We start from the raw sequence: 12,468 nt of genomic DNA on the forward strand, positions 1-12,468 counted from the left end.
AATATAGTCTTATCCACCAAGCGTTAACGGCATGATTTTAGTATAATAAATGCCATGAAAAAGACGCCAAATATCAACCCAGAAAGCCAAGATGTTGCCGAGCTACAAGCGATGGTGAAAGCGCTGTTGGCGTCAGAAATCCAATTGAAACAAGAGCGCCAATCGCTGCTTGAACAGCTCAAACTTGCCTTCGACCGTCAGTTCGCTAAACGCTCGGAGGCGTTAAAGCCTTACAATGAATCCCAAGGTGACCTCTTCAACGAAGCGGAGTGTGAAGCTGCTAAAGAAGAAGAGGTTGACGTTGTCACAACGACCATCACAACGAAGAAACGCGGTAAACGCAGACCACTGCCAAAGAGCTTGCCTCGTGAGGTTATCGAACTCGATTTAGACGACGATGAAAAGCAGTGCGCTTGCTGCCAACATAGTCTGCATAAAATCGGTGAAGACCGCAGTGAAAAGCTTGAGTTCACGCCAGCGGTACTCAAAGTGTTGGAATATGTTCGTCCTAAATATGCTTGCCGCCAATGCGAGCAAACTCAGGACAACAGCCGCATTGTTCAAAAGCCAGCGCCGCAAAGCATTATCCCGAAGAGCTTCGCCACAGAAAGCTTGTTGGCCAATATCATCCTCGGTAAATACCAATACGCGATGCCACTTTATCGACAAGAGTCGTTGTTTACCCAGTCGGGTATCGAACTCTCACGAACCACGATGGCAAGGTGGATTATCCAAGTCAGTGAGAAGTTCGCCCCGCTTTACGCGGCCTTGAAAGCGCACCTACTTGAGCAAGTGGTGATTCAGGCGGATGAAACGCCGCTCAATGTCCTCAAAGAAGATAAACAGTGTTACATGTGGCTCTACTGCTCGGGCGCAGACTCGCCAGATGCCGCACTCCCCAATGTGAAAAATATCGTCTTGTACGACTATCAAAACAGTCGCGCGAGGGCGTGCCCCGTTGCCTTCTTGGGCGACTATGATGGGTATCTGCAAACCGATGGCTATGGTGTTTATGATGGGCTTCATCTCGTCACCAATGTCGGTTGCTTCGCGCATGCTCGGCGCAAGTTCATGGAGGCGAAAAGCTTCAAGGCAAAGGCAAGTCAGGTAAAGCGGATAAAGCGTTGGCCAAAATCCAGAAGCTTTATGGAATAGAATCACGCTTAAAAGGTGCCAGTGCCGAAAACGGAAAGCAGAGCGCCAAGAGCATGCTAAGCCGATACTGGATGAGCTTTATGAATGGATGACAACTCAGAAAGTGCTTGAGTCTAGCCCGCTGGGTAAAGCAATAAAATACACGCTCGGTCAGTGGCCGAAGCTCACCCGCTATATCGATGACGGTCACTTATCGATAGACAACAACCGAGCTGAACGCGCAATAAAACCGCTGGTTATTGGGAGAAAGAACTGGCTCTTCTCGACCAATCCCAATGGAGCTGAAGCGAGCGCGATGCTTTACAGTATCGTCGAGACAGCGAAAGCCAACGGCCTTATCGTTTACGACTACATGGTCAAGTGCATGCAGGAGTTAGCGAAAGCGGAACCTGATATCGATGCACTCCTGCCTTGGAACTTCAAACACTAACAATATCGCCCCGTGGGTTCATGGCGCGGATACCAAGAAGCCGATGAAATCCCGAGCTTTTCAGCAGTGCCATTAGGATCGTGAAACTCTTGATTACTGCGTAAGGTACACAGGTGGATATCCGTTTTACCAAATTCTACGGTTTGGTAACTTAAACGTAATTTTGTCATTGGAGGCCTAAATAGTTGGCGCTGAGCCAGCTAACTAGACATGCTAGATGAAATGACAAAACGAGAAAGGAATATTCAGAGTATAGAATAACAGCAAGAAGGCAATCTATTTATACATTGAGTTTATGTGGTTATTACGGTTATAAGAGGAATAAATGACAATATCATCAGTAGAAACCAAAAGAATAATGACAAAGAAGAATCGAATGATGTTACTGGTGGTGGGGGTCTTGTTGATTGCCGCGAATCTACGAGCACCGGTAACAGGCATCGCGCCGATGATTGAGTTGATATCCAATTCTTTCCAACTATCAGCAACTCAAGCAGGATTACTCACAACACTGCCGTTAATTGCTTTTGCTTTATTTGCACCGCCATCGGCTTATTTAGCCAAACGCTTTGGCGTTGAATATACGATATTTTTTGCACTGGTTTTCATTGCGGTAGGGTTAATTCTCCGTTCGCTTGGTGGTGTCAGTAGTTTGTTTCTTGGGACAGGTTTTATTGGGATTGGTGTCAGTATCGGTAATGTACTGCTGCCGATTGTGGTAAAGCGAGATTTTCCAATGAAAGTGGCCTTGATGACGTCTAGTTATGTCTTAGCCATGGGGATAGCTTCTGCATTGGCATCGGCATTTTCTATTCCACTGGCCAATTATCATCAAATAGGTTGGCAATGGTCTTTAGCCGCGCTGAGCGTACTTTCCTTTGTTGCTATGATCGTTTGGTTACCGCAACTGGCAAATAATCAGAAACCTAGCGCCGTCACTAATACGAGCGTTAATTCAGTTAACTTATGGTCTAATTCATTAGCTTGGCAGGTTTCTTTTTATTTAGGCTGTGGTTCGTATTTTACCTACACGATGGTGGCTTGGTTACCGAGTTTACTGGTTCAGGCTGGTTATAGCTCTACTGAAGCGGGAGTGGTGCATGGTGTTTTTCAAATTGGTACAGCGCTTCCTGGAATATTCATCATTCCATTAGTTGCTAAGCTCGCTAATCAACGAATGCCGGCATTTGGGATTTGTTTTATCGCTGGCGTGGCATCTGTAGGGTTATTGATGCTGCCACAATTTGCTTACATGTGGTCATTTCTACTTGGGCTTGCTTCGGGAGCTTGGTTTATTTTAGGGTTATCATTTATCAGCTTTAGAACCAGCAGCCCATTACAAGCTACCGCGTTATCTGGTATGGCGCAATTTTTAGGTTATTCATTAGCGGCTATCGGGCCGATGCTTGCCGGGTATTTACATGGTTTGAATAATGGTTGGAATGAAGTGATTTGGATGATTGTTATTTTATGTGCAGTCGCTGGCACAATAGGTCTATTTGCAGGGCGGAATACCGTCATTAAATAAGCGTTTATAAATTGGGCATCACTTGATTATTTAGTGATGCCCATAACGTACTTCGTATAAATGATGATAATTATTACGAGGCAGAAAGCTCTTTTAATTCTGGTTTATGGGTTTTAGTCTGAGCCTCTTGGCTGTGTTTCTTTTTAAGCTGTATATGACAAAGCTCGAGAATTAAACCAAATAACATCGCAAAGTAAACATAGCCTTTGTTGACATGAATAGTGAAGCCTTCTGCCATTAAAAGCCCTCCAAGCAAAATTAAGAATAATAATGCTAGCGTCTTAAATCCAGGGTATTGGATGACGAGATTATTGATCTTTTCCGCAATGCAAATCATGACAATCGCTGATGTTAAAATAGCAGCGACCATGATAGGTACTTCATTGGTTAAGCCTATCGCGGTGATGACTGAGTCCATCGAAAACACAGCATCAACGGCTACGATTTGCAGTAATACGACTGCCATACCTGTACGCATATGAGTTGAGTGCGCTTGTTCTGTGTGCGTCAACCACGACCATAACTCTTTTGCACTTTTAGCTAATAAAAACCCACCGCCTGCAATCATAATAAGATCACGGCCAGTTAAGCTAAAGTCTTGTATTATCAATAAGGGCTGTGTTAGTGACATTACCCATGAAATTGAGAACACTAGAGCGATACGAGTTAATACTGCCAAGCTGATACCTAAGTTCCTCGCAAGTTTACGTTGCTGTACTGGTAATCGTTCGCATAATACCGAGATAAAGACGATGTTATCCACACCTAAAATGATCTCAAGTGCGAATAATGTGGCAAAAATAGCCCACGTTTCTGGTTGTAAGAAGAGTTCTAGCATGTTGTCGCTCCCAAGGTTGTGGAAGCTTGGTGTGTGTACAGTCGACTAAAGGGGTCGTCCATATAGTTTGTATTTACCTCTTATTGTTTAAGGAAGAATAGTACATCACAGCTTCCTAATACTGACAATATAATCATTTGTAAGAATTTTTAACTGCAACTGTAGAGGTTTAGAGTGAATTACATTTTTCATCCTTTATATTATTCATTCTTGTGGATTCGACGGCTTATATAGGTATGCAGGATTCAACTATCAAGGCCGGATAAATAAAAAAATATAAGCGGAACGGCAATAAGTGGGCGGGTTAGCGTTGAAAGAGAGTGATGAGGATATTGAAATTAAAAAGCCTGCTCGTTGAAAGAGCAGGCTTGAACTTATTGGGTTAACATTCTAATGATTAGAAGTTTGCACTACGTGGTGTACGTGGGAATGGGATCACATCACGAACGTTACCCATACCGGTAACGTAAGAAACTAAACGCTCAAAACCAAGCCCGAAACCTGCGTGTGGCACTGTACCGTAGCGGCGTAGGTCACGATACCAAGACATGTGCTCAGGATCGATACCCATTTCAACCATACGAGCATCTAATACCTCTAAACGTTCTTCACGCTGAGAACCACCGATGATTTCACCAATACCTGGTGCTAGTACATCCATAGCCGCAACCGTTTTACCGTCATCATTCATACGCATGTAGAAAGCTTTAATGTCTTTCGGGTAGTTTTTCACGATCACTGGCGCTTTGAAGTGTTCTTCAGCAAGGAAGCGCTCGTGCTCAGAAGACATGTCGATACCCCATTCAACAGGGAATTCGAATTCACGACCAGAATCAAGCAAGATTTGGATAGCATCCGTGTAATCGACTTGTGCAAAGTCAGATTCAACAAATTGCTCTAGGCGTGTAATGGCTTCTTTATCGATGCGAGAAGCAAAGAACTCAAGATCATCACGACGCTCAGCAAGCACGGCTTTGAAGACGTATTTCAGCATGTCTTCGGCCAGTTTCGCGACATCATTCAAGTCAGCAAATGCCACTTCAGGCTCAACCATCCAGAATTCCGCTAAGTGGCGACTCGTGTTGGAGTTTTCGGCACGGAACGTTGGGCCGAAAGTGTAGACTTTACTTAATGCACAAGCATAAGCTTCAGCATTTAGCTGGCCAGAAACGGTAAGGAATGTTTCTTTACCGAAGAAGTCTTTATCGTAATCAACGTCACCTTTGTCAGTGAGAGGCAGGTTTGCTTGATCGAGTGTTGAAACTCGGAACATTTCACCTGCGCCTTCTGCATCAGAAGCGGTAATGAGAGGGGCTGACATCCAGAAATAACCATTTTCATGGTAGAAGCGGTGGATAGCTTGAGATAAACAGTTACGAACACGTGCAACCGCACCGATCACATTTGTGCGAGGACGAAGGTGGGCAACTTCACGTAAGTACTCAATTGAGTGGCGAGTTTTAGCCATTGGGTAAGTATCAGCATCTTCAACCCAACCAACCACTTTTACTGCGGTTGCCGATAATTCAAAGTCTTGGCCTTTGGCTGGTGATTCTACAATTTTACCCGTTACTTCAACTGAGCAACCTGTGGTCAGTTTTAGCACTTCATCATTGTAATTATTTAATTCATTAGGGACCACGGCCTGAATCGGGTCGAAACAAGAGCCGTCATAAATGGCAAGGAATGAGATTCCAGCTTTGGAATCACGACGTGTACGGATCCAACCACGTACAGTGATTTCACTGTCTACGGCTAATTTACCGCTTAGTACGTCTGCTACAGGCGCGTAAGTCATTTTTTTCTCCATTAAAACACTGCAAAAGAAGGGCAGTGCAAACTATTAATTAGGTGTAATAGACTATTAATTAGGTGCAATAGAAAATTATCACAAGTATTCGACATATTACCCATCACAGGTCTGGCTTCAACCTTTATTGTGCAATTATTTCCATTTTTAGCGCTTTAGTTTTAATTTCAGGTGATAGTGGCCAAAAATATGCGTAAAAAAAAGAGCTAAATAGGTTTTAGTCGAGCTACAATGGAGTCATAACTGACAGGTAATTAAGGGGGAAGAGTGACTTTTCGACTGTTATGTACCACTGTTCTGACAGCCAGCGTATTAGCGGGTTGCTCTACGATTGATGGTGATCGTGTTTCAGTAAAATCTGCACAAGACGTTAATGATCACATGACTTTCAAACGAGATTCTTTAACTCGTAGTCTTGATTTACAGACAGAATCTTATTGGACCAAATGTGAATCTGAATGGGATGGACTGGGTTACCGATATCGAACTTCTGTTTACCCAAGTGGTAATCAGCAAACTCAGATTTATATTCGTTTAAAATCCTCTCAAGGTGCCTATGGCATAGAAAAAGCGTTTGACGATAATGGTGAACACTATCCTGTTGAGTTGTATAAGCCAGAAAATAAGTCGGATTCCGTTGTTTATGAAAACCTCGCTTTAAATATTTCTCCTGAGCAATTAAAAGCCGCCAGTAAAGCCCCTGTTGTGATGCACTTAAAAGGCAAGCAGCATGATTGCTCCTTCACGGTTGAGCAACCAGTTAGTTACGCTTTTTCTTTAAATTATGATGAATTAATGAAGCAAGTGAGTGAAGCTAAAAAAGCGAAACCTGAACCGTCAAAAGGTCAAGATTCAAAAGAAGCCGTCGATAACCAAGCAATAGAGAGTGAAAATAATGACAATTAATCGAGTGAACCCTTGTGCACGTTGGTCTGATGTGACGGTTTATAATGGCATCGCCCATTTTGTCGAAGTACCTGAAACGGATACCAGCGTTGGGATTAGGGAGCAGGCTCAACAAGTGTTTGCTCAAGCAGAAGAAATGTTAGCGGCCGCAAATAGTGATAAATCACGTATTTTATCATGCACCATATATCTCACTGACTTCGCGAATATTGATGAATTTAATCAAGAATGGGAAGCTTGGTTACCTGAGGGCAGTGCACCAAGCCGAGCGTGTGTGAAAGCAGAACTTGCGAATCCTGAATATTTGGTGGAGATTGCGTTTGTCGCTGCTGCGAAATAACGAGTCTCGTTGCTAGGACGCTTTGCTGATCGTTAATCGAAAAAGCTTAAAAGCAAGCATTAAAAAAGGTGAACAATTAAACTGGTTCACCTTTTTATTTATTTGACTTCGAGTTTCCAAGAAGCGAAGCGTTCTAGATTCGATAACCGAGCATCAACAAATCACTTTGACCGCTAAACCACCTTGGGATGTTTCACGATATTTAGCGTTCATATCTTTACCCGTTTCGAGCATGGTTTCGATAACTTTATCCAGAGACACGCGTGGCTCAGAGGAACGGCGCATTGCCATGCGAGTTGAGTTAATCGCTTTTACTGCAGCAATACCATTACGTTCAATACAAGGCACTTGTACTTGGCCTGCAACAGGGTCACAAGTTAAGCCTAAGTTATGCTCCATGCCAATTTCTGCCGCCATGCAAACTTGTTCAGGACTGCCACCAAGTAATTCAGCAAGGCCAGCTGCTGCCATTGAACAAGCGACACCAACTTCGCCTTGGCAACCGACTTCAGCGCCTGAAATAGATGCATTTTGTTTATACAAACCACCAATGGCTCCCGAAGCTGCGAAGTAACGGATGTAGTCTTTTTCTGTGACGGGTTGAATGAACTTATCGTAGTAAGCTAATACTGCTGGAATAATGCCACATGCCCCATTGGTAGGTGCGGTAACGACACGACCACCAGCAGCATTTTCTTCATTAACCGCGAAAGCATACATGTTAACCCAGTCAATCACCGCCATGGGATCGGTTGACGTATTCGATGACGTCATCAATTGTTGGCGTAGGGCAGCTGCACGACGTGGTACACGTAGCGGGCCAGGTAAAATTCCCTCGGTATTCATGCCTTTTTCCATACACTCACGCATGGTTTTCCAAATATTTGCGAAATAAGTACAAACTTCATCTTGAGAATATTGAGCGCTTTCATTCTTCATCACTAAAGTACTGATCGATAAACCATGTTCTTTACATAGTGTGACTAATTCCATCGCAGAATTAAATTCGTAAGGCACGTTGTATGATGACTCAATTTTCTTACCAAAATTTTCTTCATCAACAATAAAACCACCACCAATTGAGTAGTAGGTTTTCGTATAAACTACTTCGTCGCCGATCCAAGCATGCAAAGTCATGCCATTTTCGTGCAATGAAAGGTTGGTCTTTTGGAAATTCATACCGCCATCTTTTGGAAAATCGACGGTGTGACTATCCATACCAATAGGCAAGCGTTCTGTTTCTTCAACACGAGCCATGAAGCTCGGGATGGCGTCAATATCTACGTGTTCTGGCGTGTTACCTGCCAGACCCATAATGATAGCGATATCAGTATGGTGACCTTTCCCTGTCAGTGATAATGAACCGTAAACATCGACAGTAATTTTTGTAATATCATGCAGTTTACCTTGCTCCGTAAGATCATCGATAAACTGTTTACCGGCTTTCATAGGGCCAACCGTGTGAGAACTGGATGGGCCAACACCAATTTTGTAGATATCAAAAACACTGATCATGTTATTACCTCTGATAAGCCCCTCTATATTAAGGGGCTTTGATTTTTTATTTATTAAGCTAACGGTCTAAGCTGCTTATTATTTTTTCAACAGCGTATGTTCTGTATTTTTTGTACTGATTAGCTAAATTATAGTCGACTTCTCTATAACGATAGCGTCATATATCAAAAGGAGCCGTAGATTACAGAAGTAATCGCTGCAACACCACAAATAGCTGTAAAGATTTGTGCGAAAGTTGAGGTTTTAAACTTCGCCATAGCAGGGACTTTACGCATTGCATAAATTGGCATAATAAACAGGATTGCCGCAATCATTGGGGCGCCCATTGATTCAATCATACCTAAGATGCTTGGGTTAATGATCGAAATGACCCATGTAGTCAACACAATGAAGAGTAATGAAACTTTGTTAGCCTTTGTTTCAGTCAATTTAGAGCGTGATTTAACTAAGCCAACTAAACCTTCGTGAGCCCCTAAGAAATGACCAAAGTAGCTTGAAGTGATCGCAGCAAATGCCACGATAGGGCCCAGGTAAGAAATCATTGGTGAAGAATGGATATTGGCTAAGTAAGATAATACGCTGATGTTTTGCGCTTGGGCTTCACCTAATTGCTCAGGTGTTAGAGATAAAACCACAGAAAATACAAAGAACATCACAAATGCCATCAACATGGTTGCTGCGCCACCGGTGATCATATCGGTTTTTTTCATTGCGTCATTGCCATAAACACGACGTTGTTCTTTAGTAAACTGGCTGATAATCGGGCTGTGATTAAAAGAGAACACAATTATAGGAATGGCTAACCAAATGATTTTTGGCATTTCTGCCCAGTTTGGTGTTACTTCCGTCATGCTGGTGTTCCATTCCGGAATTAAGAAGATAGAGAGAGCAAGCAGGATGAAAACCAAAGGGTAAACCATCAAGGAGGTCACTTTTAGCATTAACTCTTTTCCAAAGAGAACACCGCAAGTCATCAAGGTAATTAAGGCGCCGGATAATAACCAACGTGGAATCGATTCAAAACCCAATTGATTGACTAAGAATGAATCAACTGTATTGGTTATGCCAACACCATAGATTAGAACAATAGGGTAAATAGCAAAGAAGTAAGCGAAAGTAATGATGGTGGCACCGGTTTTACCAAAATGTTCTTCAACCGTATCGGTAATATCCGCATCGGGATTTTTCGCAGAGAGTACGAAACGCGCTAAACCTTTATGCGCTAGCCAAATCATCGGCATGGCGATTACCGCTAGAATTACCAGTGGCCAAAAACCACCCGCTCCAGCTTTAATCGGTAGAAATAACACGCCAGCACCAACGGCGGTGCCAAATAAAGATAGTACCCAAGAAAAATCTTGGTAGGTCCATTTACTCGAGGTTGAAATGTCCTCAGCTACAGCATTAATGGTTTTAGTATTCATTGTTAATTCTCTTAAAATTTTGGGAACAGGAAGAATTGCCGAGGATTATGCTGATCTTGAGCGATAAATATAGGATCAATATCACTTTATGTGCCGAATAAATTACAAGTGTTTCATAACATGCGCTGAGTCACGAAAAAATAGCGCTTCGGATTAGAAAAAGTAATTTGGTTTTTATGAAAAAGTAATCTGAAAAGGCAGTTTGCTTGAAGAGTGCACAAATGAAAAAGAAATGAATGTTAACGAATGACTTTAATCAGTGAATAATTGTACGTCGTTAGGGTGAAATATGCGCTAAATAATCTCTCGAGTTTGTAATGTGTGAAGGCATCATATTTTTAATATCTAATTGAGATTGTAAAGCTTGAATGATTTGAGCGGTGACTCCCCATATAAAATGCCTTTGGTAATTGATGGCAAAGATACGATGCGCCGTCCCTTTTATTTGCATTTTTTTACTATAAAGGTTGTCGGGATTAAATAAGTAATTCGCTGGAACCTCAAAGATATAATCGACTTCATTTTTATCGATAAGGCTTTGATAACCATCTTCAACAAAGGCGACGAACGGGGTGACATTAAAGCGGCTAATCGTTATCAACGCAGGTAACTGACCAATAATGCTGACTTGGCTTGGGTGTAAGCCAATTTCTTCATGGGCTTCTCTTAAGGCCGTATCGGCGAGGGAATGATCAAAAAACTCGTATTTACCGCCGGGGAAGCTGATTTGTCCTGGGTGGCTTTTTAGATGTGAAGCGCGTTTAGTGAATATTACCGATAAGCCTTGAGGGCGATCAACACAAGGAATGAGCACGGCCGCTTTTCTTAATTGAGAAGCATCTAAATGCGCCACTCGAAGGAGGCTTTCAGGTTGATAATTAGCAGGAATGTTTAGTGAAAATTGGCGTAATAATTCTTCTTTTTTCATAAGCATTCCTTTTATCTTATTTATAGGTTAGATAACGTAGGCAAAATTCGGCTGACTTTATCGAGCGTTTCTTGATATTCCGATTCCGCTTCGCTATCGGCGACGATTCCACCACCAGCCCAAGCATAAAGTTGCTGCCGATACGCCACTAAAGTTCTAATTGTGATATTGGTATCCATGCGACCGCAGCGGCTGATATATCCAATACTTCCACAATAGGTATTACGGCGGTGAGGCTCTAATTCTTCAATAATTTCCATCGCGCGAATTTTGGGCGCACCAGTAATCGAGCCGCCAGGAAAACAGGCGCGAAGCAAATCGCTAGCACATTGATCTTTATCGAGTATAGCACGGATTGTACTCACTAAATGATGCACTGCTGGGAAGCTTTCAATCGCAAATAACTCTGGTACGGTGACAGATCCGGGTTGGGCGACACGACCAATATCATTGCGTAACAAGTCAACAATCATTAAGTTTTCTGCTTGATCTTTCTCAGCATTTTTAAGCTGTTCAGCGAATTGACAGTCTTGTTTTGCATCGTTTGAACGTGGGCGAGTGCCTTTAATTGGCTTGGTTTCAATCACATTTTGGTTTAATTCTAGAAAGCGTTCTGGAGAAATACTGATTAATGTTGTTTCATCGGTACGAATAAATGCAGAAAAAGGCGCATGATTGGACTCTTCAAGTGCTTGATAAGCCAGCCATTCAGACCCTTGATATTGAGCATTGAATCGCTGAGCAAGATTGATTTGATAGCAATCGCCTGAACGTAGGTATTCTTGAATGGTGTTGAATTTTTCAATATACGACGCTTTGGTCATATTTGACTGCCAGTCAGAGGTTAAAGTAAATGCTTTGCTAGGCTGGCTGTGTTGTGACTCTAACCAAGCCTGATGTTGCTCGATATTCTGCCCAACGAAATAGGCTTGTTTTAATTGATGATCGACGATCAAGGCCCATTCATATAAACCAATGGCCATATCTGCGGTTGGAATGTCGTGTTCAGCCAAAGCGGGCATCTTCTCGACCCGACGACCGAGATCATAACCAAAGTAACCTAAAGCACCACCTATGAAAGGTACGTCATCAATGCTTGGGTGTTCTGGTAGTAATGTTTGTTGGTAATGGGATAGTAAAGTAAACGGATCCTCTTTTGAGTGTTCCTCTTGCCATTCATCATTGTTTTTTTGATGGATTTGAGTGGCATCACCATAAGTGAGTAACTTGGCCGTTGGATTCGCCACTAAAATATCGTAGCGATTATTAGGGTGGCCATCCGCAGCTGAGCGCAATAGCATGGCCCAAGGCAAGTGTTCGATGGTAGCAAAATAATGCTTAGCTAAAGATGCCGAATAAGAAATGTGCTTAATCTTTATACGGTCTTGATGTGTGCTTGAGTTGTTTTGAGTCATATTGGGATTATTTTGCTTTTTCATTCTATAAAGTGTGACAAAGGTTCAATCGTTACGTGGCATCGAATGCTGAGCGAGAGTATCATAATTCCAGATTAAGCAATGTATGTGAATCGGTAATTGATTGGTTTAGTTAAAATCCCGCCCAAACAAGGATTGGTTGGTTATCAGAGTGACGC

10 protein-coding genes and 1 pseudogene are annotated in these 12,468 nt (G+C 42.5%); 4 read left to right on the forward strand and 7 right to left on the reverse strand.

The window, feature by feature from the left end; genetic code table 11:
- Positions 1 to 54 precede the first annotated feature (54 nt).
- Positions 55 to 1,585: pseudogene (gene tnpC, locus VRUMOI_RS06160) on the forward strand (IS66 family transposase).
- Here tnpC and VRUMOI_RS06165 read toward each other — a convergent pair.
- The gene (locus tag VRUMOI_RS06165) at positions 1,582 to 1,755 is read right to left on the reverse strand and encodes a hypothetical protein (protein ID WP_197712951.1); all 174 of its coding nucleotides are present in this window, start codon (positions 1,753 to 1,755) and stop codon (positions 1,582 to 1,584) included. The pseudogene tnpC and the gene VRUMOI_RS06165 overlap by 4 nt on opposite strands.
- 155 nt (positions 1,756 to 1,910) lie before the next feature.
- Here VRUMOI_RS06165 and VRUMOI_RS06170 point away from each other — a divergent pair, with 155 nt between their 5' ends.
- Positions 1,911 to 3,113 carry an MFS transporter gene (locus tag VRUMOI_RS06170; protein ID WP_089139559.1) on the forward strand — a complete coding sequence of 401 codons (1,203 nt, stop codon included), beginning with the start codon at positions 1,911 to 1,913 and terminating at the stop codon, positions 3,111 to 3,113.
- Between the two features lie 73 nt (positions 3,114 to 3,186).
- Here the strand turns inward: VRUMOI_RS06170 and VRUMOI_RS06175 are convergent, their stop codons facing one another.
- Both VRUMOI_RS06175 and asnS read right to left on the reverse strand, forming a co-directional pair.
- Positions 3,187 to 3,951, reverse strand: coding sequence for a TerC family protein (locus VRUMOI_RS06175; RefSeq protein ID WP_089139558.1), 765 nt, complete (start codon positions 3,949 to 3,951; stop codon positions 3,187 to 3,189).
- 397 nt (positions 3,952 to 4,348) lie between these two features.
- Positions 4,349 to 5,749 carry an asparagine--tRNA ligase gene (gene asnS / locus VRUMOI_RS06180; protein WP_089139557.1) on the reverse strand — a complete coding sequence of 467 codons (1,401 nt, stop codon included), beginning with the start codon at positions 5,747 to 5,749 and terminating at the stop codon, positions 4,349 to 4,351.
- Positions 5,750 to 6,028: 279 nt separating this feature from the next.
- Here asnS and VRUMOI_RS06185 point away from each other — a divergent pair, with 279 nt between their 5' ends.
- Together VRUMOI_RS06185 and VRUMOI_RS06190 are read left to right on the forward strand one after the other, a co-directional pair.
- Positions 6,029 to 6,667, forward strand: a complete 639-nt coding sequence (locus VRUMOI_RS06185; RefSeq protein ID WP_089139556.1) for a hypothetical protein — start codon at positions 6,029 to 6,031, stop codon at positions 6,665 to 6,667.
- On the forward strand, positions 6,657 to 7,007 hold the full coding sequence (locus VRUMOI_RS06190; protein WP_089139555.1) for a RidA family protein: 351 nt from the start codon (positions 6,657 to 6,659) through the stop codon (positions 7,005 to 7,007). The genes VRUMOI_RS06185 and VRUMOI_RS06190 overlap by 11 nt, the downstream gene beginning before the upstream one ends.
- Positions 7,008 to 7,160: 153 nt before the next feature.
- Here VRUMOI_RS06190 and VRUMOI_RS06195 read toward each other — a convergent pair whose 3' ends face one another.
- The 4 genes from VRUMOI_RS06195 to pabB all read right to left on the reverse strand — a co-directional run bounded on the left by VRUMOI_RS06195 (position 7,161) and on the right by pabB (position 12,313).
- Entirely contained in the window at positions 7,161 to 8,522 is a 1,362-nt protein-coding gene (locus VRUMOI_RS06195) for an L-serine ammonia-lyase (RefSeq protein ID WP_089139554.1), read from the reverse strand.
- 164 nt (positions 8,523 to 8,686) lie between these two features.
- Positions 8,687 to 9,946 (reverse strand): aromatic amino acid transport family protein, encoded by a 1,260-nt coding sequence (locus tag VRUMOI_RS06200; protein WP_089139553.1) that lies wholly within the window; start codon positions 9,944 to 9,946, stop codon positions 8,687 to 8,689.
- Between the two features lie 277 nt (positions 9,947 to 10,223).
- Positions 10,224 to 10,880 (reverse strand): CoA pyrophosphatase, encoded by a 657-nt coding sequence (locus VRUMOI_RS06205; protein WP_089139552.1) that lies wholly within the window; start codon positions 10,878 to 10,880, stop codon positions 10,224 to 10,226.
- A 14-nt stretch (positions 10,881 to 10,894) separates the two neighbouring features.
- The gene (pabB, locus tag VRUMOI_RS06210; protein WP_089139551.1) at positions 10,895 to 12,313 is read right to left on the reverse strand and encodes an aminodeoxychorismate synthase component 1; all 1,419 of its coding nucleotides are present in this window, start codon (positions 12,311 to 12,313) and stop codon (positions 10,895 to 10,897) included.
- Between the last annotated feature and the right edge of the window lie 155 nt (positions 12,314 to 12,468).

This window comes from Vibrio rumoiensis (assembly GCF_002218045.2).
Classification (GTDB): domain Bacteria; phylum Pseudomonadota; class Gammaproteobacteria; order Enterobacterales; family Vibrionaceae; genus Vibrio; species Vibrio rumoiensis.